The 26,886-nt window shown below is 46.5% G+C and carries 24 protein-coding genes; 21 read left to right on the top strand and 3 right to left on the bottom strand.

The annotated features are described in order from the left end of the window. Positions 1 to 66: 66 nt before the first annotated feature. Positions 67 to 504 carry a ribonuclease HI family protein gene (locus AOQ32_RS00745; RefSeq protein WP_207657363.1) on the bottom strand — a complete coding sequence of 146 codons (438 nt, stop codon included), beginning with the start codon at positions 502 to 504 and terminating at the stop codon, positions 67 to 69. Between the two features lie 52 nt (positions 505 to 556). On the opposite strand from AOQ32_RS00745, the gene AOQ32_RS00740 reads away from it, so the two are divergent. The 6 genes from AOQ32_RS00740 (at position 557) to AOQ32_RS00715 (ending at position 6,400) form a co-directional block, all read left to right on the top strand. After that, entirely contained in the window at positions 557 to 934 is a 378-nt protein-coding gene (locus AOQ32_RS00740; protein ID WP_059393132.1) for an EbsA family protein, read from the top strand. After that, positions 935 to 1,861 (top strand): RluA family pseudouridine synthase, encoded by a 927-nt coding sequence (locus AOQ32_RS00735; protein ID WP_083994307.1) that lies wholly within the window; start codon positions 935 to 937, stop codon positions 1,859 to 1,861. Positions 1,862 to 1,913: 52 nt separating this feature from the next. Continuing rightward, positions 1,914 to 2,441 carry a bifunctional pyr operon transcriptional regulator/uracil phosphoribosyltransferase PyrR gene (gene pyrR / locus AOQ32_RS00730; RefSeq protein ID WP_059393131.1) on the top strand — a complete coding sequence of 176 codons (528 nt, stop codon included), beginning with the start codon at positions 1,914 to 1,916 and terminating at the stop codon, positions 2,439 to 2,441. Between the two features lie 87 nt (positions 2,442 to 2,528). After that, entirely contained in the window at positions 2,529 to 3,608 is a 1,080-nt protein-coding gene (locus AOQ32_RS00725) for a carbamoyl phosphate synthase small subunit (protein WP_059393130.1), read from the top strand. Continuing rightward, on the top strand, positions 3,589 to 6,123 hold the full coding sequence (locus AOQ32_RS00720; RefSeq protein ID WP_059393129.1) for an ATP-binding protein: 2,535 nt from the start codon (positions 3,589 to 3,591) through the stop codon (positions 6,121 to 6,123). The genes AOQ32_RS00725 and AOQ32_RS00720 overlap by 20 nt, the downstream gene beginning before the upstream one ends. Further along, positions 6,110 to 6,400: a DUF7671 family protein gene (locus tag AOQ32_RS00715; protein ID WP_059393128.1), complete on the top strand. Its 291-nt coding sequence runs from the start codon at positions 6,110 to 6,112 to the stop codon at positions 6,398 to 6,400. The genes AOQ32_RS00720 and AOQ32_RS00715 overlap by 14 nt, the downstream gene beginning before the upstream one ends. 68 nt (positions 6,401 to 6,468) lie before the next feature. Here AOQ32_RS00715 and AOQ32_RS00710 read toward each other — a convergent pair whose 3' ends face one another. Further along, entirely contained in the window at positions 6,469 to 7,680 is a 1,212-nt protein-coding gene (locus AOQ32_RS00710) for an MFS transporter (RefSeq protein ID WP_059393127.1), read from the bottom strand. Positions 7,681 to 8,086: 406 nt separating this feature from the next. Between AOQ32_RS00710 and AOQ32_RS00705 the strand changes: the two genes are divergently transcribed. Then, on the top strand, positions 8,087 to 10,333 hold the full coding sequence (locus AOQ32_RS00705) for a RelA/SpoT family protein (RefSeq protein ID WP_059393126.1): 2,247 nt from the start codon (positions 8,087 to 8,089) through the stop codon (positions 10,331 to 10,333). Positions 10,334 to 10,500: 167 nt separating this feature from the next. On the opposite strand, the gene plsY is transcribed toward AOQ32_RS00705, so the two are convergent. Then, positions 10,501 to 11,115 (bottom strand): glycerol-3-phosphate 1-O-acyltransferase PlsY, encoded by a 615-nt coding sequence (gene plsY / locus AOQ32_RS00700; RefSeq protein ID WP_059393125.1) that lies wholly within the window; start codon positions 11,113 to 11,115, stop codon positions 10,501 to 10,503. Between the two features lie 275 nt (positions 11,116 to 11,390). On the opposite strand from plsY, the gene parE reads away from it, so the two are divergent. The 14 genes from parE to truB all read left to right on the top strand — a co-directional run bounded on the left by parE (position 11,391) and on the right by truB (position 26,875). Next, complete coding sequence (gene parE, locus AOQ32_RS00695) at positions 11,391 to 13,508, top strand: DNA topoisomerase IV subunit B (RefSeq protein ID WP_275542751.1); 2,118 nt, start codon at positions 11,391 to 11,393, stop codon at positions 13,506 to 13,508. A gap of 31 nt (positions 13,509 to 13,539) precedes the next feature. Beyond that, the gene (gene parC / locus AOQ32_RS00690) at positions 13,540 to 15,972 is read left to right on the top strand and encodes a DNA topoisomerase IV subunit A (protein ID WP_059393124.1); all 2,433 of its coding nucleotides are present in this window, start codon (positions 13,540 to 13,542) and stop codon (positions 15,970 to 15,972) included. Positions 15,973 to 16,049: 77 nt separating this feature from the next. Beyond that, positions 16,050 to 16,955 carry a manganese-dependent inorganic pyrophosphatase gene (locus AOQ32_RS00685; RefSeq protein ID WP_059393123.1) on the top strand — a complete coding sequence of 302 codons (906 nt, stop codon included), beginning with the start codon at positions 16,050 to 16,052 and terminating at the stop codon, positions 16,953 to 16,955. 128 nt (positions 16,956 to 17,083) lie between these two features. Continuing rightward, positions 17,084 to 17,233 (top strand): 50S ribosomal protein L33, encoded by a 150-nt coding sequence (gene rpmG / locus AOQ32_RS00680; RefSeq protein ID WP_002815032.1) that lies wholly within the window; start codon positions 17,084 to 17,086, stop codon positions 17,231 to 17,233. Further along, positions 17,233 to 17,502 carry a 30S ribosomal protein S14 gene (rpsN, locus tag AOQ32_RS00675; RefSeq protein WP_047974832.1) on the top strand — a complete coding sequence of 90 codons (270 nt, stop codon included), beginning with the start codon at positions 17,233 to 17,235 and terminating at the stop codon, positions 17,500 to 17,502. Before rpmG ends, rpsN begins: the two co-directional genes overlap by 1 nt. 176 nt (positions 17,503 to 17,678) lie before the next feature. Then, entirely contained in the window at positions 17,679 to 18,155 is a 477-nt protein-coding gene (locus tag AOQ32_RS00670) for a ribosome maturation factor RimP (RefSeq protein WP_059393122.1), read from the top strand. Positions 18,156 to 18,179: 24 nt separating this feature from the next. Continuing rightward, entirely contained in the window at positions 18,180 to 19,352 is a 1,173-nt protein-coding gene (nusA, locus tag AOQ32_RS00665) for a transcription termination factor NusA (RefSeq protein ID WP_059393121.1), read from the top strand. Positions 19,353 to 19,372: 20 nt separating this feature from the next. After that, positions 19,373 to 19,672, top strand: a complete 300-nt coding sequence (gene rnpM / locus AOQ32_RS00660; RefSeq protein WP_047974834.1) for an RNase P modulator RnpM — start codon at positions 19,373 to 19,375, stop codon at positions 19,670 to 19,672. Further along, a complete protein-coding gene (locus tag AOQ32_RS00655) occupies positions 19,662 to 19,982 on the top strand; it encodes a L7Ae/L30e/S12e/Gadd45 family ribosomal protein (RefSeq protein WP_059393120.1) in 321 nt (106 codons plus the stop codon). Before rnpM ends, AOQ32_RS00655 begins: the two co-directional genes overlap by 11 nt. Then, positions 19,982 to 22,447: a translation initiation factor IF-2 gene (infB, locus tag AOQ32_RS00650; protein WP_059393119.1), complete on the top strand. Its 2,466-nt coding sequence runs from the start codon at positions 19,982 to 19,984 to the stop codon at positions 22,445 to 22,447. Before AOQ32_RS00655 ends, infB begins: the two co-directional genes overlap by 1 nt. Positions 22,448 to 22,469: 22 nt before the next feature. Continuing rightward, on the top strand, positions 22,470 to 22,823 hold the full coding sequence (gene rbfA / locus AOQ32_RS00645) for a 30S ribosome-binding factor RbfA (RefSeq protein WP_059393118.1): 354 nt from the start codon (positions 22,470 to 22,472) through the stop codon (positions 22,821 to 22,823). A 314-nt stretch (positions 22,824 to 23,137) separates the two neighbouring features. Continuing rightward, on the top strand, positions 23,138 to 24,361 hold the full coding sequence (locus tag AOQ32_RS00640; RefSeq protein ID WP_059393117.1) for an aminotransferase class I/II-fold pyridoxal phosphate-dependent enzyme: 1,224 nt from the start codon (positions 23,138 to 23,140) through the stop codon (positions 24,359 to 24,361). Between the two features lie 279 nt (positions 24,362 to 24,640). Beyond that, a complete protein-coding gene (locus tag AOQ32_RS00635) occupies positions 24,641 to 25,828 on the top strand; it encodes an aminotransferase class I/II-fold pyridoxal phosphate-dependent enzyme (protein WP_059393116.1) in 1,188 nt (395 codons plus the stop codon). Positions 25,829 to 25,945: 117 nt separating this feature from the next. Further along, complete coding sequence (gene truB / locus AOQ32_RS00630) at positions 25,946 to 26,875, top strand: tRNA pseudouridine(55) synthase TruB (protein WP_420889739.1); 930 nt, start codon at positions 25,946 to 25,948, stop codon at positions 26,873 to 26,875. Positions 26,876 to 26,886: the final 11 nt, after the last annotated feature.

Raw genomic sequence — 26,886 nt, 5'->3', positions numbered from 1 at the left:
GGGGGGGGGGGTTTTTTCTAAGCTATAATCTTGGCTTAAATTCACTTTTTTAAACTAATAGTGTCCCTAATCTTGTAGGGCCTGCATGGCTAGATGGTGGGGACCCTGATTTTTTCGATCGGATACCCAAGTGTAAAAGGTTAAATCAGGATTAGGTAAGAGGGCTAAAATTAAATCAACTTCCTTTTGGTAGTGCTTGGCATAGCCTTTTTGCATGGAGCTGACTAAAATTTTCGAATCCGAGATAATCTCGACGAGTTGGCTGGTTTTTAGAATTGCTAATTCTGATTTAATCGCCCAAAGTAAAGCTAAAAATTCAGCTTTGTGGTTATCCTCACAGCCTGCTAAGCGAACCTTTTTTTGGTACTGCTGACCGTCTTGAACGAGAACAAGACCGGCGCTGGCATGGTGGCTATCTTTTTGATAGGCCGCATCGATTGCTAAACGAATCACATTTTTCCCTTTCTTGGACTTTTCTTCAGTTCTAACAATACCAGAATGCATCAGTAAATGGTAAAATAATAGATGTTTAGATACGGAACAAGGAGAACGTTTCATGCGTGTAATTCGCGGTTTTTACCAACCAAAAGCGGACTGGTCCAATATTGCTTGGATTATGTGGCTATCCGTCTTAATCATTAGTCCTATTTGGGCTAGTGAGCTTTTCTATAATATTAATTGGTGGTGGGCGACCTATACCATTATCATGGTCTTGATTGGTCTGTGGACTTTTTTGGGACGAAAAATGATGCTTGAAAATCAAACTTTGACGATTAAAAGTGCCTGGCTGATGAAACAGCGAGTCATTGACTTGAATGACTCAGCGGTTAATTGGTTTTTTGACCAAAAGGCACTTATTGTTGTGATTGGCGGTCGGCCACGGGCCTACCACCTTTCAAAGAAAATGGCGCAAGCGCTGAAAGGAATGGCCTAGATGGCTGAAACAACACCGGTCACAATGACAATTGACCAAGAACAGGGACGGTTAGATGCCGTTCTAGGACAGGCAAAATTACCCTATTCGCGGTCAACACTGGCTAACTGGATTAAAGAAGGACTCGTGTTAGTCAATGATCAAGCAGTGAAACGGTCTTATGTGGTCAAACAGGGTGATGTTGTTAGTATTAACCCACCCGAAGTCAAGGAAACGGCACTCGAAGCGGAAAATATTCCTCTAGATATTGTGTACGAAGATGATGACCTACTGGTTGTGAATAAGCCTCAGGGGATGGTTGTTCATCCCGCACCCGGTCATTCAGGTGGCACATTAGTTAACGCTTTGCTTTATCATGCTCCTCTGTCAACGATTAACGGCGAATTCCGTCCTGGAATTGTCCACCGCATTGACCGGGATACTTCTGGTTTGTTGATGGTGGCGAAAAATGATCACGCTCATCATGCCTTAGCCGCTGAGTTAAAGGCGCATAAAACCCAGAGAATCTACTATGCTTTGGTGAAGGGCAATTTTGAAGAAAATGAGGGAACTATTGACGCACCAATTGGTCGTCACCCTAAGGACCGCAAGAAGCAAGCGGTGGTTGGGGATGGTCGTGAGGCCGTGACTCATTTTAAGGTGGTTGAGCGTTTTGCCGGTTACACGCTACTGGAATTAGCACTAGAAACCGGTCGGACCCATCAAATTCGGGTGCATTTGGCTTATATCGGTCACCCGGTCGTTGGTGATAGCGTTTATGGTCACCAAGACAAAATTTTTAATATTAAATTACCAGGTCAGCTTCTTCATGCAAAAACGCTTGTGCTGACCCAACCACAGACACAAGAAGAACTCCGGTTTGATTCAGCATTACCGCCTCTGTTTGAACAGGTATTGCGGGAACTACGTGAAAACCAAGGTTCATAATCGGTGAAAAATCAGTTAATCGTGTCAACTGGCCCGACAGAAAGGACGAAACATGGCAAATAAAGTAGTGTTAGACCAAGATTCGATGCAACGAGCATTGACTCGAATTACTTACGAAATTTTGGAACGGAATAAGGGTGGTCAAAACCTGATTTTGGTGGGGATTAAGACTCGTGGCGAGTACTTGGCCCACCGGATCGCTGACCGTTTGGAACAACTCGAACAGGTTCAAATTCCTGTGATGGCTATTGATGTAACCAATTACCGTGACGACCATCTGGACAGCGGTGATGATTTGGGCTTGGAACCAGCTGAAAAGCTCAACATTGCCAACCAAAACATTGTCCTGGTTGATGACGTGTTGTTTACCGGTCGGACGACCCGGGCCGCCTTGGATGCTTTGATTCAAATTGGTCGGCCTCAGGCAATTGCTTTGGCCGTTTTGGTTGATCGTGGTCACCGTGAATTACCAATTCGAGCAGATTTTGTTGGAAAGAACATTCCAACGGCTCAAAATGAAAAAATTAAGGTCAAGGTCAAGGAATTTGACGGGGAAGACTCGGTTGAAATTGTCCATTAGGACAAGTTAATCCGTCTTACCCTGGAAAAATTAGGACTGGAGAGAACCTGATTTTTCCGAAAATAGTAGATAATGAGAGAAAAAAGTATGGAACGGCACCTAATTTTAGAGGATGGCACGGTTTTTTCTGGCCAAGGCTTCGGCGCACCAGCGACGACTTTTGGCGAGATTATTTTTGATACCGCTACATCCGGCTATCAAGAAACAATTACAAATCCAATTTATGATGGGCAGATGATTGTCTTTGCGATGCCTGTTGTTGGCGCCGATGGCATCCATGCGGAGGCCTATGAGTCGACTACACCAAAAATTCGTGGTGTGGTTGTTCACGATTTAGCGGAAGTTTCCACTAACCGACAGCGGCGGATGAACCTGGACCGCTTTTTGCAGCATCATAATATTCCGGGTCTATACGAGGTGGATACGCGCAAGTTAATTCGCCACCTTCGCGAAACGGGTCCTCAAAAGGCGACAATCGTTGATGTTGTCGATGATCACGCAGTTGATCAGCTGGTGGCCACCGTGTTGACGAATAAACAGGTTCAAAACACGGCTACTCCAAAGGCCTATGCCAACCCCGATCACGGTTTTCATATTATCGTGATTGATTTTGGTTTGAAGCACGGAATCCTTCGAGTCCTTGGTGACTATGATGCCAATGTGACGGTTCTGCCGTACACAACAACGGTGGATGAGGTGTTGACCCTGGACCCCGATGGCATTATTTTATCGACTGGTCCCGGCAACCCTGAGGACTTGCCCGATTCGGTTTTGACCTTGATTCGGGTGTTGCAGACGAAGATGCCATTGTTAGGCTTGGGACTTGGGCACGAGCTATTGGCATTGGCCAATGGGGCTGAAATTCAAGCCCTGCCGGCTGAGTACCATGGTATGAACCATCCAATCCAAGAAATCATTTCACAACAGCTTTTTTATGCCCGTCAGGGGCGTGGCTATGTGATTGATGAGGATTCACTAGATGGCAAAAAACTCTTTGTAACCCACCGCGACTTGGTTGATGGATCAATACAGGGAATTCGTTTGCGGGACAACCCAGCCTTTTCGGTGCAATTCTTTCCGGATGGGGCTCCTGGTCCTCTTGAAGCAAACGGAATCTTTGCGGACTTTTTTGAAACGGTAGCAGATTATGTACAAAAAAATAGTTGAAACGCCGGTTAAAAAAGTACTCTTTATCGGTGGTGGCGAAACAGACTTTGGCCTCCAAGGCGAAAGTGATGCCGCAATTTACCAAGTTTTGCCAATTTTAAATGGCCTTGGTTATACAGTGACAGTTTTGGATGATAATCCCTATTCACTGGCCCTAGAATCACCAGCGGCCACTGGATTTTTGCGGACTTTAACTGTCCAAAACGTTAAAAAAATTATTAAGTCTCAAAAAATTGACGGCGTGATGCCGCTTTTTGGTGACGTGCGGGCGTTGCGTTTATGGGATCAGGTTATTTCGGAGTGGCGTGATGCGGATGGTGTTTTGCCACAAACACTTGGTTTATCGGCTAGTGAGCTGCACGAGGTTAATGATGGGACTTTACTCTTTGACCGAATTGAGGAGATTGGCCTGAGTGTCACCGCCTCGGCCGTGGTGCAAAATCAAGAAGAAGCGAACGAAATGTTGCGCGATTTGGAATTGCCTTTGGTCATTCGGGCTCACAACCCAGTTCAGGGAACGACGAGACAAATTGTTGATCGCTTGGATGACTTTGACCACGTTGTTAATCGGGTCATGGGCCAATCATTAACCAACGAGGCGTTGATTGCCAAGGCGATTAATGGCTTGAAGGAAGTCTCTGTTTTGGTTGTTCGTGACCGTGATGGCAACTGCCTGCAGGTCGGGGCCTCAGAAGATATGGATCCAATTGGCATTCATACGGCCGACTCACTGTCTGTAGCGCCGGTTTTGACTGTTTCCGATCAGATTTTGCAGCAGATGCGAATTCAGGCCTTTGCGATTGCTGATTTGATTGGCCTCCGTGGTGTTTTACACGTTCAATTTGCCTTTGATGAAAAGACGGGTGAAATTTACGTGATTAAGGTTTCACCATACCTTGACCACTTGGCTAACCGAATGGCCGTGATGACTGGGTATCCAGTAATGTTGGTGGCTGCGCAGTTAGCCATGGGTAAGAAAATTACCGAGGTTTACTTGCCAAATGCCTTTCATGCAAAAACGGCGATTATGGAACCGGTGATGGACCACATTGTCGTCAAGTTGCCCGTTTTCTCTTTCGGCGACTTGGAAGCCATGGGTATTAAAGTTAATCGCCAGTTGAATTCCGTGCAAAAATCAGTTGGGTCGGCTTTGGGATTTGGTCGAACGTTTGTGGAAGCCATGGAAAAGGCCATTCGTTCGGCTCACTTCAATAACCGGTCGTTTTCACCCAAGTATATGGCTGATGTTTCAGATGACGAGCTGATTCAACAGTTGATTCATCCGCAAGATAACCGAGTGTTGATCTTAATTGAAGCTTTGCGCCGTGGTTATGAAGTCGATGAATTAGCTGAATTAACGAATATTGATGAATTTTACTTTTATCAATTGAATCGGCTAATTGAAATTGAACGGTCGGTTGACCGGGATAACATTGATGCAGATGCACTGCGACGGGCGAAGAAGTTTGGTCTTTCGGATGGTCTGATTGCCCGTTTTTGGCAAACTGATTTCCAAGCAATTCGTACCTTAGCTCGGCAGAATAATATCCAACCGACCTATAAGGCCTTAGAGCCGTCGGCTGGTGAATTTCCTGAGCATGCTCGACAATTCTTTGCAACCTTTGAAGAAGAAAATGAGTCTGAACCAATTTGCGCCCAGTCCGTTTTGATTATTGGCCCAGGAGCCTTTCGCATGGGGGATGGGGCTTCATCTGGTTATATGACGAGCGTGACGCTATCTGAGTTACATCGACTTGATTATCAAACGATTATTATGAACAACAATGCGGCGGATCCGACTCTATTGCCACATCTGTCAGATAAACAGTATTTGGAACCCCTTGAAGTTTCGGATGTGATGTCGGTGGTCGATAAGGAACAACCGCATGCTATTTTGGTTCCGGGCAATCGTAAGAAATTGATTGAAGCGTTGCAGGAAATGGGTCAACACGTGATTGTCTTCCCAAAAGAGAAGCACCATCCGAGCGGACCCGAAAAACATCAATCGGAGTTTAGCTTGAACTTCTTCTATGATGGCGAAGAGAAGCACCCGCTGGTCGTCACCCAGCACCGCCCTGGTGAAGTTCGGATTCTCGACCAAGCAATTGACCCAGCTCTTTTGGATGATTTGACGTTGGCCAGTCCAGGTCTGTATCAAATTATCTGGCGTGTCGATTTGGACGCCTGGATCAGCAAGATTCCTTTGCCTGATTTACGCGTGGATACTTGGCTGCGACCAATGCCATACGGACATATTGCTTACCTAACCAAGGTTTTGGACATTCCGTTGGGCCGGATGATTGTGCGAGCTTGGGTTGGTCAGCTAAATGAGGCTGACCGCCAATACCTAGCCGCTATTAAAGGTCAGCACGAAACGGCTAAATTAGCGATGGTAGCGAAAAATACAGACTTCGACTTACACTTGCACCCCGATAAAGCCATTGATTTGACCCGCTTTGAAATGGGGGCCAAGATAGTACCGTATGAAAGCGAGAAGAACGATGGGCAAGAGTAACCAGTATCCAACTGAGATTTTATACGGGGTAATGGTCAGTGAAGGGAAGTCCGGCGACTATCAGGTCAAGGACGGCCAAAAGCTGCATCCCTGGCGAATTGGTAAACACACAAAGGGCAAGGTTGTCGGCCTTGGTCAAATCTTTTTGACCGAACAAAATCAGAAGGTCGTGTTAATCAAAACGGCACCGTTAGCCTTTAAGAACCGTCACGACTATCAGCCGATGGGCCGGTTTACTAGTGAGACGATGGTTATCCCAGCTGATTTTCAAGAATAAAATGAAGCCTCATAAAAAGGCTGCTGAATCAAAATCGATTCGGCAGCCTTTTTTGCTGGTTGAAAAATTTAATTTAAGTCGTATTTACTATTGACGTTAAAGAAGAAGAGCAAGCCGTTAATTGCGATGATGCCGGCTGAAACAATAAAGATGGCGCGATAATCAAAGACATTGGCGATAGCAGCTCCTAACATGGGGCCCATGACGGATCCAACCGCTTGGAAGGATTGATTATAGGAGAAAACCCGGGAAACCATGCCAGCCGGTGAGTTCTTGGTTAGCAAGGTTTGAATGGCCGGTAACATCGTCGAATCCGAAATTCCAACCGCAAAACGTAAGAGAATTAATGCGATGACGGAAGTAACGAAAGCCGTTGGAACAAAGGCAAAGACGGCCATCACGAATCCAGCTTGAATCAGGTACTTGGTACCGATTTTATCACCCAGGCGACCAAAGACTGGGGCAAAAATCACTGTGGCCAAACCAGGCATGGCGGCCACAATCCCAGCGATAAAGGTTACACTGCCGTGGTTGTGCAAGACTTCGCGGACGAAAAGGGAGACGATTGGGTTAATCGACATATTGACGGTTTGAATCAACATGGTGGTCAAGAAGAGTGAGACTAGCAGTGATTTCTTTGGCAGTGTCTTCCAAGTCACCTTGGCGACAGGATTTTCTTCCTTACCTGCAGCAACTGGTCGTTCCTCGACCAAGAACCAAATAAAGAAGAAGACGATTAGAAGGATTAAACCAGTAATATGGAAGAGTGTTTGGTAAGAAACGACTGAAGCCATGGCGCCACCGAAGAGTGGGCCGATTAACTGGCCACCGGTAAAGCCGGTTACGATAATGCCCAATGAGCGACCCACTTTTTCCTTGGGCGTCTGGGTGGCAATGAGGGCATTGGCATTGGAAACGAAACCACCTAAGGCGCCTTGCAAAGCCCGTAAGGCCAGTAGTTCAAAGACGTTTTGGGCAAAGCCCATCAAAAAGAGGGAAATTGCCAACCCAAGGGCGGCGCGCATCATCATTAATTTGCGACCCTTTTTATCAGCCACCTTTCCCCAAATGGGTGAGACGACAGCGGTCACTAAAAAGTTGATGGCGAAAGCCGCACCGGAATAAAAGGTTAATTCCGATTTGGAAAAGTGGCCCAACGTATCGATGTACAGGGGCATAAATGGCAAGATTTCAGAAAAGGCGACACCAGTCATAAAGACGGCGAGCCAAACAATCCAAACGTTTCGTTGCCAGTTAATCGCTCGATCAGGTTCAGTCATAAATTACCTCCTTGACTGCGAAAATTGATAATCTGCTAATCTAGTAGTTTACTCCTTTTTAAAAAGACTTGCACGAAAGGAAGATGACGATTGCGTGAAAAATGCAATCAAACTGATATATAATTTTTAAAAAATCAGTGAAGTGATGGTCGCTGAATAGGGACAATACCTGTCTTCATGGGCCTTATGTGCAACCATGATGATGCTGATTTTAATTGGTGATAGTAATTGGGCTTACTGTTTGGATTCCTGACTTTGAAAAGGCTTGTTTGCCAGGTTAAAGTATTTTATAATAGGAAATACCTAAACACGTTTCCAAAAAAGAAGGACAGCTATTGTTCTTTTTTTCATTTAGCTAACTTAGGCCGCTGCTGGGTAATCTTCATTTAAAGGAAGGTCTTTTTCGATGACCAAGTACAAGGAATACACTGCCAATGATGTAATGGAAATGGTCAAGGCCTACATGCCTGATGACCAGGTTGTCCAAGTGCAAGCGGCCTATGATTGGGCTAAGAATTTGCATGCTCAACAAAGGCGTCACTCGGGTGAGCCTTACATTATTCATCCAATTCAAGTTGCTGGCATTTTGGCTGAATTAAAGATGGATGAAGCAACAATTGTTGCCGGCTTTTTGCATGATATTGTGGAAGACACCCCAGTCAGTCTGGAAGACGTGACGGAACATTTTGACCCCGTTGTTGGCCGGATTGTTGACGGTGTGACCAAAATTTCAAAAATTAAGTACCAGGATTCCAAGGTGCAACTTGCCGAAAACCACCGCAAGTTGCTTTTGGCAATGGCCAAGGATATTCGGGTTATTATCGTCAAATTAGCCGACCGATTGCACAATATACGCACGCTTGATGCTTTGCGCCCTGATAAGCAGCGCCGGATTGCCCATGAAACCCTTTCAATTTATGCGCCCTTGGCGGATCGACTTGGAATTTCGGCCATTAAGTGGGAACTAGAAGACCTCTCCTTGGCCGTTTTGGAACCGGATGCCTACCACCAAATTGCTGGTCAAATGGACATGAAGCGTGAGGAACGGCTAAAGGCTATCCAAATCGCTGTTGATAAGATTGAAGACAGTATTCATGACCTTGGTTTGAAAAATGTTGTTGTTTATGGGCGACCAAAGCACATTTATTCCATTTACCGCAAGTTAGTTGATAAGCATAAGTCTTTTGGCGAAATTTATGACCTTTCGGCTATTCGAGTTTTAACGAATTCGATTCCCGATACCTACGCTGTTTTGGGTGCCATTCATGCACACTGGACACCAATTCCAGGACGATTTAAGGATTATATTGCCTTACCAAAGCCAAACGGCTATCAATCGATGCATACAACGGTAATCGGTCCTTCTGGCAGACCTTTGGAAGTGCAAATCAGAACCCATGCGATGCACCAAGTCGCTGAATTCGGGGTTGCGGCCCACTGGGCCTATAAGCAACATGGTGGCACGTCTAACCAATCAGCCGACGTCAAGGATCAAAGTGAACGCGCTTTGAACGTGATTCAGGGAATTTTGGAATTGCAGGAATCGGCAACGGACGCCCAGGACTTCATGGATTCGGTCCAAGCTGACCTGTTCGTTGACCGGGTTTACGCCTTTTCACCAGCAGGCGATGTTTATGAATTGCCAAAGGGAGCTGGTCCTTTGGATATGGCCTTTGCCATCCATTCTAATTTGGGAACCAAAACGACCGGGGCCAAGGCCAACGGTCGGATTGTGCCACTGGATTATAAGATTCAAAATGGCGACATTATGGAAATCTTGACCGGCCCCAATGCGATTCCCTCAAGAGACTGGTTAGATTTGGTTTCAACGCGTAAGGCTCGACACAAGATTAAGCATTTCTTGAAGTCTCAAGAACGGGCCGATAACATCGAAAACGGTCTGGAAGCCATCTCGCGCGCGCTCTTTGAAATGCATTTTAACCCGGTTGAATTTCTCACGGATGAACAAATTACTGCCGTGGCGGAAGCCATGCAGGCCGGCACTCGCGAGGATTTGTTAGCCGCTGTTGGCTATGGTGATATTTCAAGATTAGCGGTTGCCAAGGAATTAACCCGCCACGTTCGGGAAGAGCGTGAGGCAGCGGATGCCGAAGAGCTGCAAAAAAGCTTGCTGGAAGATGGCCAGGCCATTAAGAAGGAACCTCAGGTACCGAAGCAAAAAAGCCGCGACCGCGATAAGCAGTCTGATGTTGTGATTGCTGGGGTTGATAACTTGTTGGTTCGTTTGTCTGGTTGTTGTACCCCTGTGCCGGGTGATCCCGTGATGGGCTATATTTCTCAAGGACGAGGCATTGCTGTTCACCGTTTTGATTGCCCAAACATCCACGCAGCCCAACAAAAGGGCCAGCGATTGGTGGATGTGATTTGGGCGGATGTCAACGGCCAACGACCAGATTACACCGCTGATTTAACCATCCATGCCGAAAATGAGCCAGGTATTTTGAACGCTATTTTGCGGTCATTGAACGCCAAGACTCGCTTCATCAAGGAAATTAACGGCCATGTCACCAAGGGTGGTATGGTCCAGGTTCAAGCTTCAATTGGGGTAGCCAACTTAGCCCAATTGAATGGCATTATTGATGCCTTGTTGGCGGATCACTCGGTTTATGATGTGAAGCGGACAATTCATTGAAGCGCTGCTGATTGTCATGGCTGGTTGGCCAGACCACTTGTTCTCGGTTAGCCGTTGCAGTGATTCAGCTATTTATCAATTAGATTACTAGACATTAAAAGGACGTCCTGCCAGTTTTGCTGAACTGGGCAGGGCGTCCTTTTTAGTTGCTTTGGTAAAGCTGATTTTTAATGGGCCTTTAACCAGTAGACAAGGCCGAATGGAATCGTTGATTCGGTTCCCGTAAAGATGCGACCGATATTTTTACGGTGCCGGTAAAAGACAAAAATCGTCAGGGTAATGGCAACAATCGATAAAATCCAGTCGTGATAGTAAAAGACGGACATGCAAGTGGCGAAAGTAAAGCCAACCATTGAGGCCACTGACACCATGGAGAAGAGAATCAGGCAGGTAATAAAGATGGCGCAGACCATCAAAAAGAGTGGGGTATTATAGACGGATAAGACACCGGCGGATACTGCCACGGCCTTGCCACCCTTGAAGCCAATCCAAATTGAGAAGGTGTGTCCCAGGATAGCAAAGAGGCCAACAAGCATGACGTTAACGTGGTGCCAACCGAAGAGCGCTGGCAAAGAAGCGGCCAAAGCACCCTTAAGAATATCCAAACAAAGAACAATTGTTCCCGGAACAGGACCTAAAATGCGAAAGGCATTGGTGGTCCCAATGTTACCAGAGCCCTCGGTCCGGATGTCCTTATGATAAAAGACCTTACCTAACCAGTATCCTGGGACCATTGACCCTAAGAGATAGGCCAAGACCAGGATGAAAGCGATTTTTAACATAGTTTTTAAAACTCCTTTTTTCTAAAAAGAAACAGCACGGTACATTTTACCATAGGATTTTATTTTCCCTGGTTAAATTTTTCTGAGGAGCCTTGGTGAAAGAGGGCAGATGGGCTGCTACCTGATTTGATGACTTAGAACTTTTCTTTTTTCCCTATTGTCAGTTTGTAAATTTTAATCTATGATAATTATTGATTGTCTAAGATAGTAGCACCACTTGTTTTAACTGACAAGAGCGCATTATCCTAGACGAAATGACGAGAAGGAAGAAGACCGTGGCAAAGCAAACACACTACGACTCAGATTCAATTAAAATTTTAGAAGGATTGGAGGCGGTTCGAAAACGACCCGGGATGTATATCGGATCGACTGATGGACGTGGACTCCACCATTTGGTTTATGAAATTGTCGACAACGCCGTTGATGAAGCCCTAGGAGACTTCGGAAATGATATTGCGGTGACAATCGAGGAAAATAATGCCATTACTGTTCGTGATTTCGGTCGTGGTATGCCGGTTGGAATGCATTCTTCCGGAAAGCCAACGCCCGAAGTCATTTTGACGGTCCTACATGCCGGTGGTAAGTTCGGCCAGGGTGGTTATGCCACTTCTGGTGGTCTGCACGGTGTTGGTTCATCTGTTGTCAACGCCTTGTCGGAACACCTGAAGGTGACAATCGTTCGCGATGGCCACCGCTTTGAAGAAACTTTTGAAAATGGGGGCCACCCAGTTGGTACCCTGATCGATTTAGGTCCAACAAAGGACCATACCGGGACAACGCTCACGTTTAAGCCGGATGCAAGCATTTTTTCAACCACTGTCTTTAAGTTTGATACTTTGGCTGAACGCTTACGCGAGTCGGCCTTTTTGATGTCAGGGGTTAAGTTTACCCTGACGGATAAGCGGGTCACGCCCGTTCGTGAAGAGGTTTACCACTATGACCATGGTCTACAATCCTTTGTTCAGTTCTTGAATGAAGAAAAAGAAGGCTTGGGTCCGGTAATGACCTTTGAGGGAACCGCCGATGGTATTTTGGTCGATGTCGCTGCTCAATATAACGACGGCTACTCCGAGACGTTGCTATCCTTTGTTAACAACGTCCGGACACAAGACGGTGGAACTCACGAAGTTGGCTTCCGGTCGGCCTGGACCAAAGCCTTTAATGAGTACGCTCGCCGGGTTAACCTCTTAAAGGAAAAGGATAAGAACCTTGAAGGGTCAGACGTTCGCGAGGGCTTGTCGGCCGTGATTTCTTTGCGTGTCCCAGAAGAAATTCTGCAATTCGAAGGACAAACAAAGGATAAATTGGGAACCACCGAGGCCCGTGCAGCTGTGGATGGGGTGGTCAATGAAACCCTGTCTCGCTTCTTGCTGGAAAACGGTGACTTTGGGCAAAAGATTGTTCGTAAGGCACTCCGCGCTCGCGAAGCCCGTGAAGCTGCTCGCAAGGCCCGTGAGGAATCCCGGACTGGTAAGTCAAAGGGCAAGCGCGACCGTTTGTTGTCTGGTAAGTTAGCACCAGCCCAGTCGAAGAACGCCGATAAGAACGAGTTGTTCCTCGTCGAGGGTGATTCGGCCGGTGGCTCTGCTAAGCAAGGCCGGGACCGGAAGTTCCAAGCAATTTTGCCATTGCGTGGGAAGGTCTTAAATACCCAAAAGGCGAAATTAGCGGACATCTTAAAAAATGAGGAACTTTCGACTCTGATTTACGCTATTGGTGGCGGGGTTGGTCCTGATTTTAATATTAAAAATGCGGCCTTTGATAAGATCATTATCATGACCGATGCCGATGATGATGGGGCCCACATTCAAACCCTGTTGTTGACTTTCTTTTATAAGTACATGCGGCCATTGATTGAAGCCGGTCGTGTCTACATTGCTTTACCACCACTTTACCGGGTGAAGTACCGTGGCAAGAAGGAAGATTCTTTTGCGTGGACAAATGATGAACTAGCAACGATTACGTCAGCGGCTAAGGTGAAGTACGAATTAACGCGTTTTAAGGGCTTGGGCGAGATGAATGCGCCACTTCTTTGGGGAACCACGATGGACCCTGAATCGCGGACGCTGATTCGGGTTAAGATTGATGATGCCGTTTTGGCCGAAAAGCGGGTAACAACGTTGATGGGTGATAAGGTTGATCCTCGCCGTCAGTGGATTGAAAACAACGTTCAGTTTACCCTGGAGGAAGACGGTTCGATTTTGGATAACGTTGCCGGGGGTGACGAAGCCAATGCCCAGGTCTTTGAACAGGCGATGGCTGGTCACAATGTCGATGATGACGACGACCAAGAGGCCCAGGTGATCGTTGCTAAGGGAAAATCAGCTAAGCAAAAGGCGGATGACCCAGCAGGCAAAGCTTCAGACCACGTTGAGAACTTAGACTTGTTTTAATAATTAATTTAGAAAGGTGGGGATTGTCAGTATGGCAGACCGCATTACTGAGCTTTCATTGGAAGCCGTGATGGGTGAGCGCTTTGGTCGATATTCAAAATATATCATCCAAGAACGTGCCCTTCCGGATATCCGTGATGGTCTCAAGCCGGTTCAGCGGCGGATTTTGTACGCCATGGACCAGGATTCAAATACCTATGACCACCCATATCGTAAGTCGGCTAAATCAGTCGGAAACGTGATGGGAAACTTCCACCCCCACGGGGATTCCTCAATTTATGAGGCCATGGTTCGCTTGTCCCAGGATTGGAAGGTCCGCGAACCATTAATTGATATGAACGGGAACAACGGGTCAATTGATAACGACCCGGCCGCTGCGATGCGGTATACAGAGTCGCGGTTGACGAAGTTATCCGGGGAAATCTTAAAGGACTTAGCCCAGGATACGGTTGAAATGGTCTTGAATTTCGATGATACGACCTACGAACCAACGGTGCTCCCATCTCGCGTACCAAACCTCTTTGTTAACGGGGCAACCGGGATTTCAGCTGGTTATGCCACTGATATTCCGCCCCATAACTTAAAGGAAATTAACCAAGCGTTGGTTTATCTGCTTGACCATCCCGATGCACCGTTGTCAGCCTTGATGAAGTACGTCAAGGGACCTGATTTTCCAACGGGTGGCATCATTCAGGGAATCGATGGTATTAAGCAGGCCTACAAGACCGGTCGCGGACGGGTTGTTGTCCGTGCGAAGACGACGGTTTCTGATCTGAAGGGCGGCAAGAAAAAGATTGAAGTGACGGAGTTGCCATACGAGGTCGTGAAATCAAACTTGGTTGCTAAGATTGATGCGATTCGGGCCAACAAAGAAGTTGCCGGCATTATTGAAGTTCGTGACGAATCCGACCGTGAGGGAATGTCGATTGTGATTGAATTGGCCAAGGATGCCTCGGCCGATGGGATTTTGACTTACCTCTTTAAGAAGACAGATTTGCAGATTTCATACAATTTCAACATGGTGGCCATCCATGACCAACGTCCTGTTTTGGTTACCTTGAAGGACGGTTTGACCGCCTTCTTGGACTTCCGTAAGGAAGTTGTTCGCAAGCGGTCAGCTTATGACTTAAAGAAGGCGAAAGTTCGCCAACACATCGTTGAGGGGCTGATTCGGATGTTGTCCATCCTTGATGAAGTGGTGGCAACGATTCGTTCCTCAAAGAACCGCAAGGATGCAACGGAGAACTTGGTGAAGGAATATCAATTCACTAAGGAACAGGCCGAAGCCATCGTGGCTTTGCAGCTGTACCGGTTGACCAATACCGATGTGACGCAGCTGGAAGAGGAACACAAGGCATTAGCTGAAAAGATTGCCATGCTCGAGAAAATTCTGAATGAAGAGGAAGCCCTTCATGATGTGATTCGGACCGAATTGAAGGCCATCACGAAGGAATATGCGAGCCCACGCTTGACGGAAATCGAAGAAGAAATCCAATCGTTGGTAATCGACACGGCAGTGACGGTACCAGACGAAGATGTTCGTATCTTGGTTTCAAAGAATGGTTATGCCAAGCGGTCATCATTGCGCTCTTACAAGGCCTCTGCTGCCGAAAACGGCTTAGCTGAGGATGATGCCGTTGTCTTGAATCAAACGGCGAACACGACCCAGCATTTGCTGATGTTTACAAATTTTGGGAACCTGATTTACCGGCCAATTTATGAGTTGGCGGAGTACAAGTGGAAAGAACCAGGGGAACACTTCTCGCAGGCGCTCTCGAACTGGGATAGCCAGGAAAGTATTATTCAGGCTTACGTGGTTGCCGAAACCGACAGCAACCAGGTCTTCCTGCTCGCTTCCAATGATGGCTTTATCAAGCAAAGTTTGCTCAAGGACATTGTGCCAAAGTCCTACAAAAAGAAATCAGCAATCGTGATGAAGCTCAAGACAGAGGATTCACGGGTGGTCACGGCAACGCTGGTAACTAAGCAGGAAGAAGTTTTGGTTTTGGCGAAGACTGGTTTGGCCTTGCGCTTCGAATTGGCTGATGTGCCAGTTGTTGGTGCGCGGACTGCTGGCGTGAAGGCGATTAAGCTGACCGAGGGCGATACCGTGGTTGCGGTATTATCTTTGGCACCAAGTGCTAAGTTCCTGGCCTTGGTGACTAACCAAGGAACCTTTAAGTACAGCTTGTTAGAGGACATTACACTTGGTCACCGAGCCAACAAGGGCTTGCAAGTCCTTAGTCCACGAAAGACCGTTTCCTATGAGATTGCTGACGCGACAGCCGTTGACCCTGATCAGGGTGCTTTGCGGATTGAAACGGACCACTTAAAGGACTTTGATATCCAGTTGGCCGACCATTCATTAGCAAGCCGGACAAGCAACGGACAGGCACTATTGGATGTGAAGAGCGATGGGCAAGCAACGGCCATTTTCCCGTTGAATTTAACGGAAAATGACTAGGCAAAGTAGACCCATTCGGGTTACAATCTAAGTATTGACAGTTGCCAAAAAAATTGGCACTAGAGGAGTGAAAAGACATGGCAAAGATTCAAGTTTTTGGACACAAGAACCCAGATACTGACACCGTTGCTTCTGCAATGGGTGCCGCTGATTTGTTGGCACAACAAGGTTTGGAAACCCAAGCCGTTGCGCAAGGAAAGCCAAACGCCGAAACGCAATTTGCGTTGGATCACTTTGGCTTAGAAGCCTTGCCAATTATTGACAAGGCCGAAACAGCAGAAGTTGTTTTGGTTGACCACAACGAAGCCGCACAGTCAGTTGATAATTTGGCTGATGTCCAAGTTTATGGCATCTACGATCACCACAAGTTTGCTTTTGAAAATGCAACCCCTTTGTATATCACGGCGAAGCCATGGGGTTCTGTCTCAACAATTTTGTACTATGAATACTTGCAAGCTGATTTGACAATTCCTGCTAAGGTCGCAGGAATGTTGGCTTCTGGTTTGATTTCAGATACTTTGTTGTTGAAGAGCCCAACGACAACGGATGTTGACCGTAAGGCCTTGCCTGAACTAGCTAAAATTGCTGGTATCGAAGACTTGGATGGCTATGGTTTGGCCATGTTGAAGGCCGGAACTGATTTGTCAACGCGGACAGATGAAGAATTGTTGGCAGGGGATGCTAAGTCCTTTACCATGGGTTCACACGAATTCCGGATTGGCCAAGTGAACACGGTTGATATTGATGATGTTTTGGCTCGTAAGGAAGGCTTGGAAAAGGCAATCAAGGCCGCTGGTTATGAGGACTTCTTGTTTGTGATTACAGACATTTTGAACTCAAACTCAAAGGGTCTTTATATTGGCGATGCCCCAGAAGCAATCGAAGCTGCCTTTGGTGCCAAGCTTGAAAATGATGTGATTGACTTGCCAGGGGTTGTTTCCCGTAAGAAGCAAGTGGTCCCACCATTGCAGGGTCAATTCTAAGCTCAGAATTATTTCGATAAATCTGAGAAATGGGCTTTACAGCCGTCTAAAATCTATGTATAATATTATTTTGTATTGACAAGCAAATAATTTTTATAAAAAAATCTAACATTCGAGGAGCAGGGAATATGCGTATTCATGTCGTATTAGGCAATGATGAAACTGGAGAGCGTATTTACTTGACGTCAAAGAACCGTCGTAATACGCCTGACCGTTTGGAGTTGAAGAAGTACTCACCAAAACTTCGTAAAGTGGTAACATTCAAGGAGATCAAGTAATGGCTAAGAAATCAAAGATTGCAAAGGCAAAGCAACGTGAAGCTTTGGTAGCAAAGTACGCTGACAAGCGTGCCGCTTTGAAGGCTGCTGGTGATTACATCGGATTGGCAGCTTTGCCAAAGGATTCATCACCTGTTCGTCTTCACAACCGTGACCAAATCGATGGTCGCCCACACGGTTACATGCGTGAATTTGGTATGTCACGTTTGAACTTCCGTCAATTAGCACACAAGGGCCAGATTCCTGGTGTTCGTAAGGCTTCTTGGTAAGAATTTAATACCTTTTAAACCACAGCTTTGCTGTGGTTTTTTTGTGCCTGCCTTGCTTTTTCTAGTAAAATCAGCTATGATAAAAGTAAGTTAATTTACATAGAGGTTGTAAATGAGCGGGTCAGGGGGATTTGACCGGCTCATTTTTTATGGCAGAAAACCAAAAAGGAGTTTGGATGGCACAGGCAAAGAATCAAGCCTTGCTTGAGATTTTAAATCCAATCATTGAAAAACAAGGGCTTTTGCTCTGGGATTTAAACATCAAGAAGGTTGGTGGACAGAAAACAGTCGAAGTGTTAGTTGATTTACCAGACCACCAAAACATTTCCATGGCGCAGATTACGGAGTTTACTCAGTTGGTCAATGAAGCCTTGGATGATGCAGCAGTTGATCCGGTTCCAGGTGAGTATATGTTAGACATTGCTTCTCCTGGGATGGACCGTAGCCTGGCCGAACCTTGGCACTTTGCCTGGGCGAAGGCTGGCGATTTGGCAGTGACCGTTGCTTTATTTGCGGCCAAGGATGGTCAAAAGCAATGGACCGGTCAAATCACTGGTTTAAATGAAAACGGTTTGTCACTACAAAGTGATCAAGAGCAGTTGGATGTTACCTTTGATGAAATTGCCAAAGCCATTGTGGCCGTTCAATTTTAAACTAATTGAAAGTGGAGAAAGCAAATGAGTAAAGAATTAGTACAAGCCTTAGATGCCTTAGAGCAAGAACGTGGAATTGACCGCGAAGTTGTTGTAGAAGCTTTGGAAAATGCTTTGAAGGCCGCTTATAAGAAGCAGTACAACGCGGCTCAAAATGTTGAAGCAACTTTTGATGATAAGAAGGGTCAAATGACCATTAAGCAGGTCAAGCTGGTTGTCTTGGATGATGACTTGGTTGACCCTGATACTGAAATTCCTTTGACGGAAGCCTTGGAAATTAACAAGGCCTACGAACCGGGTGACGAAATTCGTTTCGATGTCACACCAAAGGATTTCGGTCGGATGGCTGCGCAGGCAGCTAAGCAGGTGATCGTGCAGAAGATGCGCGAAGCAACTCGTCAAGCAATCTATGACAAGTATAAAGATTACCAAGATGAAATCATCACTGGTGAAGTTGAACGTCAGGACAACCGCTTCTTGTACGTGATGTTGCCAGGCAAGCAGGAAGCTGTGATGACACAGGGCGACCAAATGCCAAATGAAACCTACCGCATGCGCGATCGCATCAAGGTTTTGGTGAACAAGGTTGACAATTCCTTGAAGGGACCACAAATCTTTGTTTCACGGACGGCACCTGATTTGGTCAAGCGTTTGTTTGAACAAGAAGTGCCAGAAGTTTATGATGGTACAGTGGAAATTGTTTCCATCGCCCGTGAAGCTGGTGATCGGTCAAAGATTGCGGTTTACACGCACGATGCTGATTTGGACCCCGTTGGTGCCTTAGTTGGACAACGTGGTGCCCGTGTTCAAGCTGTTGTGACGGAATTGGGCGGCGAGCATATGGATATCGTGGAATGGGTGGAAGATGAAGCCCAGTACATCGCCAATGCATTGAACCCAGCCGAAGTAACGGACGTGATTTTTGATGCCAATAACGAGCAATCTGTCACTGTGATTGTACCGGACGACCAATTGTCATTGGCAATTGGTAAGAAGGGCCAAAACGCCCGTTTGGCAGCCCGTTTGACCGGCTTTAAGATTGATATCAAGGCCGAAAGCGAAGTCCGCGACTTAGCGGTTGAAAAGGCTGAAGCAAACGAAACGTCTGATACTGCTGACCAAGTAGTGATTAAGGAAGCTCAGGCACCTGTTGAACCAGCAGATGACAACCAAGCAGCAACAGACCAAGAAGACTAAGTATTAGAGGAGGTTCTTTCATGAAAACACGGAAGGTTCCCTTAAGAAAAGATATCGTGACTGGCGAAATGTTTGCCAAAAAGGACCTGGTCCGGGTCGTTAAAAATAAGGAAGGGGAGGTCTTCTTAGATCCCTCTGGTAAACAAAACGGTCGCGGTGCCTATATTTCCTTAAACCGTGAGGTTGCCAAGGAAGCAAAGGAAAAGCGCGTCTTTGAAAAGGCCTTTTCAATGCCAATTGATCCGGCTTTTTATGAAGAACTCTTTGCTTATGTTGACCATCAGCAAGCCCGAAAAGAGTTATTTGAAAATGAAAAGTGAAGAAGAACAAATCTTACACTTACTTGGTTTGGCGCGCATGTCTAAAAGCCTCGTTTACGGGACCAACGACACGCTAACTGCTATTCAAGGTCAAAAGGCGAAAGTTGCCTTTTTCCCAAAAGATGGTGGTGCCAGCCAGCAAAAGAAATTTCGGGACAAAACCAGCTTTTATCAGGTGACCTTGGTTGAAGATTTTACCAAGGATGAATTGAGTCAAGCAATTGGCTTAAATCGGTCGATTATGGCCATCACCAATAATGGCTTTGCGAAAAAAATCAAACAATTACTCGAAGAAAAGGAGCGGAATTAATGGCAGAAGAAAAAAAGTTTTCAGGTTCCAACCGGCCGACCCGCAAACAGGCAGTACCAGAAAGAAAAGAATTGCCTGCTTCTCAGCGTCGACACGCCGCTAAATTATCAGATGAAGCCAAGCCACAAAATTCAAACCGGCCTCGTCCAAAGACACAAGAAGGTGGTCAACAAAACCGCCGCAACAACAATAACAACCGCCCAGGTAACGGCCAACAGGGTCAAGGCGGTAACCGTCGACACAATAACAACAACCGGAGTAACAATGCCGGTCGACCAATGATTCGTGAAAAGAAGTCATGGTCAACAAAGCCACGGGAAGGGCAGATTAACTATTCTGCTCAAAAAGATGACAGTTTGAAGGAATACGTTTCTGAAAACAAGAAGGCCCAAGAAGCAAAGCAACAGGCCAAGAAGAAGCCAGCTGCTAAGAAGCCGGCCGAAGCAAAGAAGCCTGCAGCAGCCGCTGCTAAGCCAGCTGCTTCAGGGGTTAAGACAGAAGCTAATTCTGGTCAAGGTCGCTTTGGTGGCTCACTTGCTTCAGGCAACAATTCTGCTCGGAATAACACTCGCAAGCGCAATACCAACGGTACTGGTCAGCAAACACCACGCCGTAACGACAAGCCACACGGCTCAAAGAAGGCTCGTCGCATTGCAGCTAAGCAAGCGCCAAAGAAGCCAGTGACGGTTCGTAAGGAACAGCCATTGCCAGAAGTTTTGGAATACAAGGTCGGCATGAACGTGCAGGACTTGGCTAAGCTTTTGCACCGTGATGCCACTGAAATCATTAAGAAGTTGTTCTTACTTGGTGTTGTGACCAACCAAAACCAGTCATTGGATGAAGATACCATTGAGGTTTTGGCAGCTGATTATGGTATTGAAGCAAAGCAAAAAGAAGAAGAAGATGTGGCCGATATCGACCGCTTCTTCGATGATGAAACGATTAACGAAGAGGCCTTGGAACCACGTGCCCCTGTTGTGACCATCATGGGACACGTCGACCACGGTAAGACAACGCTGTTGGATTACTTGCGTAAGACGAACGTGACCGCTGGCGAAGCTGGTGGAATCACACAGCATATCGGTGCCTACCAAGCACGCTTGAACGATAAGTTGATTACTTTCTTGGATACACCTGGTCACGCGGCCTTTACGGAAATGCGTGCCCGTGGTGCCAACGTGACGGATATCACGGTTTTGGTTGTTGCTGCCGATGATGGTGTGCAACCACAGACAATCGAAGCGATTAACCATGCTAAGGCCGCTGGTACGCCAGTAATCGTTGCTGTTAACAAGATTGATAAGGAAGGGGCTAACCCTGAACAAGTCATGAACGAGTTGATGGCCCATGATTTGGTTCCTGAAGAATATGGTGGTGACACGATCTTCGTTCAAATTTCAGCTAAGTTTGGAAAGAACGTTGACCAGTTGCTGGAAATGATTTTGTTGGAAGCTGACGTTCTGGAATTGAAGGCTGACCCAACACAACCTGCTCGTGGTTCTGTTATCGAAGCTCGTTTGGATAAGGGTCGCGGTCCTGTTTCAACTGTTTTGATTCAACAGGGAACGCTCCATGTTGGTGATCCAATCGTTGTTGGAAACACTTATGGTCGTGTCCGGACGATGACCAACGAAAAGGGACAAGACATCGATGCAGCTAAGCCAGCTACACCTGTTCAAATCACTGGTTTGAACGAAGTGCCTTTGGCTGGTGACCGCTTTATCGTCATGGCAGACGAAAAGACTGCTCGTGCAGCTGGTGAAGAACGTGCAAAGCGTGCTCGTGAAGAAGTTCGTAACGCCGGTTCTGTTGTCACATTGGATACTTTGTTCAACACGATGGCTGAAAAGGCCATGAAGACAGTGCCGGTTATTGTCAAGGCCGATGTTCAGGGTTCTGTTGAAGCTTTGACTGGTTCATTGAAGAAGATTGAAGTTGATGGCGTTCGAGTTGATGTTGTTCACTCTGCTGTTGGTGCCATTAACGAATCCGATGTTTCTTTGGCGGAAGCTTCTGGTGCGATTATCTTAGGATTCAACGTTCGCCCAACACCATTTGCAAAGTCACAAGCGAATAACGACAAGATTGACATGCGTTTCTACTCAGTCATCTATGACGCGATTGACGATGTGACGGCCGCAATGAAGGGTCAACTTGAACCCGTTTATGAAGAAAAGGTTATTGGCCAAATCGTTGTTAAGGAACTCTTCAAGTTCTCTAAGGTCGGAACCATTGCTGGTGCCAGCGTTGAAGAAGGTAAGATTACTAAGGATTCAAAGGTTCGTATTATCCGCAATGGTACGGTCATTTATGATGGTCAATTAGCTTCCTTGCAACGTGGTAAGGATGCGGTTAACGAAGTGAAGTTCGGCTACGAATTTGGTTTCACCGTTAACAAGTTCAACGATATTCAACCAGGTGATGCAGTCGAAGCTTACATCATGGAAGAAGTAAAGCCTAAGTAAGCTTTACTGATGGGAGGTCTTGATGGCAAATGCACAACGCGCTGGGCGTTTGGCCCAGGAAATTCAAAAAGACGTGACTGACCTGATTTTAAAGCGAGTGAATGATCCGCGAGTTCAGGACGTAACGGTGACTTCTGTGGAAGTTTCCGGTGACCTGCAAATCGCTACGATTTACTACTCAATTTTGTCAGACTATGCTTCTGACCGAAAGAAGGCTCAAACCGGCTTAGAAGCCGCTTCAGGCTTGATTCGTCGCGAATTAGGGGCACGGTTAACAGTTTATAAGATTCCGGAATTGCATTTCGTCTTGGATAATTCAATTCAGTATGGTGACCATATTGAAGAATTGATCCGCGGTTTGCACAAGAAGGATTAAGGTCAAGGCAACTTGACTGAAAAAGGGACTTGCGATGAGCAGGTCCCTTTTTGTTTCCTTTGAGAAATCAGCTGCTACCGGGCACCCAGGCACCGCCATAATGTTGATTGCAATCGAATAGCGACGCTTTTATTTTCCTTTTATCCCTTTTTGTTATGATAAATAGTAGTAAAGTGATTAAAAATCACGATAACTTACAATAGTTTCATGTTTATCACCTATGAAAAGCCAAGCACTTTGTGTAGACTAAGAAACTAAGAAGAAGGGCCGTTGTTGGTCCACTTACAGAACGAATCAGTCGAAAGGATTTCATCATGCCAAAACCATTAAACAATGCAGTTGTCAGCTTGACACCCGACAAGCTGTTAGACTTCCAACACTCCGTTGCCAATATTGAAGGGCTGGTCTCATTGACCTTTGGAGAACCTGGTTTTGCGACGCCCGTGCCGGTGAAAAAAGCGACGATTCAAGCAATCGAGGAAGATCGGTCCCACTATGGTGACTCTCAAGGAGAACCAAAGCTCCGCTCAGCCATTTTAGACTATATGGCCGACCGTTATGACCTTCACTATCCAAGTATTGATAATGTGATTGTGACTGTCGGGGTCACAGAAGCAATGCAATCAATTTTTAAGACCTTGCTCGCACCTGGTCAGGGACTCTTAATCCCAGACCCAGCCTATGGTTCTTATTTCTCAGCTTTGAGTTTGGCTGGAGGCACGGCTGTTCCAATTGATACGGGCAAGAACGCTTATAAGCTGACGCCCGCCTTGATTGATGAGACGATGGCCGAAACGACAGAAGACGTGCATGCCATTCTCTTTAATTATCCCAATAACCCAACTGGTGTTACTTACACGAAGGAAGAGCTTGAAGAACTGGCAGAAGCCTTTAAGCGCCATGATCTCTGGGTGATTTCAGACGAAATTTATTCTGAATTGACTTATGAGGGTGACCACTATTCAATGGGTAAGCTCTTGCCTGACCAAACGGTTGTCGTTAACGGTTTGTCAAAATCACACGCCATGACGGGCTACCGCCTCGGCTTTATCCTGGGACCAATCGCATTAATCCAGCAAATTCAAAAGGTGCATGGTCCCTTGGTCTTTGCCATACCAACCTTTATCCAAGATGGGGCAGTCGCTGCTTTGCAGATTCCAAAGGAAGACTTAGCCTTCATGAAGGTTGAATACCAAAAGCGCCGTGACTATGCTAAGAAGTTTTTGGAAGACTTGGGCTTTGAACTGGTTTCGCCAAAGGGGGCCTTTTACCTCTTTGCCAAGTTACCAGCTGATTTGGGCGAAGATGGCTGGGCATTTGCTACAGACTTGGCTCACCAGGCCAAGGTTTCTGTGATTCCTGGCGCTGGCTTCTCTTTCTTCGATGAAGTAAAGAAGTTTATTCGGATTTCTTACGCGGCCGATATGGCGCAATTGCAGGAAGGCCTGAAGCGCTTGAAAACATATGTAGACGAACAACGTGCAGCCCAAGAGACTGATGAGGCACTGTCAGAGGATATGACGGCCTTGGCTGACTAGTCCTTGGCTTTCATTAAAAAAATCAGTTTTGCCATGGGTGGCCACAACGACCATGATGAAGCACGACAAAAGGAACCCGCTGTGAGATGAGCCCCCAAATTGGGACATGTCATTGAGCAGGTTCCTTTTTTGCGCTGATTTATAAAAGATAAATGAGGATGAATCTCATAAAAATGCCATAAATCCTTTCAAAAAAGTTCATTTTCGTGTAGACTGGATTGTGCGATGGATGCCATGAGAATGGCTGCTTTCACCAGCAAGACGAAAGGAACCAGGAAAATGACAGAACCACTTTTACCAGTTAACCAGGCGGTTGTTTCAATCGCCCCCGATAAGTTGTTGGGCTTCCAACGACAGGTCTCAAGAATTGAGGACTTAACCTTTTTGACCTTTGGAGAGCCGGGCTTTGATACGCCAGCCGTTGTCAAGGAGGCGACGATTGCCGCCATTAATAATAACCGTTCCCATTATGGAAACTCTCAGGGGGAACCAGGTGTTCGTCAGGCAATTCTAGGTTATATGAAGGATCGTTATGACCTTGACTATCCAAGTATTGATAACGTTGTTGTGACCGTTGGTGTAACGGAAGCTATGCAGTCAATCTTTAAGACCTTGATTGCTAAGGGTGAGGGACTTTTGATCCCAGAGCCTGCTTACGGTTCGTACTTTGCTTCACTGAGCTTGGCCGATGGCGTTGCCGTGCCAATCGATACGGCAAAGAATAAATTTAAGTTGACCCCGGCACTCGTTGACGAAGCTTTGGCCCAAGCAACGGTACCGGTTCGCGCCATTCTCTTGAACTATCCTAATAACCCAACTGGGGTAACTTACTCAAAGGAGGAGTTGGAAGAACTGGCTGCTTGCTTTAATAAACACCAAATTTGGGTCATCTCAGATGAAATTTATTCCGAATTGACTTATGCCCATGACCACTATTCAATTGGCAAGCTGTTGCCAGAACAGACATTGGTTGTTAATGGTCTTTCAAAGTCTCATGCTATGACGGGTTACCGCTTTGGCTTTATCTTGGGCCCAGCAAGTGTGATGCAGTACATTCAAAAGGTTCATGGCTCTTTGACTTACTCCGTTCCAACCTTTATCGAAGACGGGGCAGAGACGGCCTTGCAGATGACGCGAGCAGAGCTGGACTACATGAAGGAAAGTTACCAAGATCGACGAGACTTTGCTAAGCAGACCTTAGAAGACCTTGGCTTTGACGTTGTTGATCCCGAAGGGGCCTTTTACCTCTTTGCCAAGATTCCGGCTGATTTTGGCACAGATGGCTGGGCTTTTGCTGAAAAATTAGCAGAGGAGGGCAAGGTTGCAGTCATTCCTGGAGCAGCTTTCTCCCACTTTAAAGAGGCGAACGCTTATATCCGAATTTCTTATGCAACTGCTCAAGACCAATTAGAAATTGGCTTTGCAAAATTGCGGGACTACATTGAAAAGGCCCGTGCAAATCGGTAAAATAAGAACCGACTAAAAGACGCTTTTGATTATCAACCCTGCAATTTGGACAAATTTTAGGGCTGGAATCATTTCGCACTTTGGTCGGTTTTTTAATTGCACAGATGGAGGTCGATGATGGCAACAGAAAAGCACCCTGAACTATCCGGCCTGCTGGTCGTGAATAAGCCAAAGGAAATGAGTTCCTTTGGTGTGGTTGCACGACTACGGCGGGTAACCGGACAGAAGAAGATTGGCCATGCAGGGACTTTAGACCCAAATGTCGAGGGCGTCTTGGTTGTCGCCTTGGGGAAGGCCACCAAGTTGATTGATCTTTTGCAGAGTCGGCCAAAAACCTACACGGGGACGGTGACTTTTGGCTATGCAACGGAAAGTCAGGATGCTGATGGAGTAGTTGTTGAAGAAAAACCTTTAACAGCAGCCATTGACCAGGGTCAGCTCGACGCAGCTCGAGCTGATTTGACCGGTGATATTATCCAAATTCCGCCAATTTATTCGGCCGTTAAGGTCAACGGCAAGCGCCTCTATGAATATGCGCGAGCGGGGGAAGAGGTTGAACTGCCCAAGCGAGAGGCGACTATTTATCGCTTCGACCAGACCAGTCCGTTAACCTGGGTTGAGGGGCAACCTTACCAGCAAATGGACTTCTTAGCCCAAGTTTCCAAGGGAACCTATATTCGGACTCTGGCCTATGACCTTGGGCAAAAATTAGGACTGCCCGCGACGATGACTGCTTTGAAGCGGACAGCTGGCTCTGGCTTTACCATCGATCAAGCCGTCCCACTCGATGACTTGTTGGCGATGGATTATTCTGAAATTTTAACGCACGTGCATTCCATTGAGTCCGTGTTGACTTGGCCAAAGAAGGTCTTGACCCAAGACGAGGTCTTTGCGGTCAAGAACGGGCAAAAGATTCCAGTTAGCACCTGGTCACAAAATGATGCGGGTTACTATCAGGTGTATGACCAAGACCAGTTGTTGGCGGTCTACGCCTTTGATGTCGACCAGAATCTCTGGCGGTCGCGGTATTTTTTTGCCCAAAGTTGAAAGAAGCTAAG

The sequence above is a fragment of the Fructobacillus tropaeoli genome (assembly GCF_001047135.2).
Classification (GTDB): Bacteria; Bacillota; Bacilli; order Lactobacillales; family Lactobacillaceae; genus Fructobacillus; species Fructobacillus tropaeoli.
The sequence above is the reverse complement of the archived record's forward strand: the minus strand, read 5'-3'. Positions and strand labels throughout refer to the sequence as shown.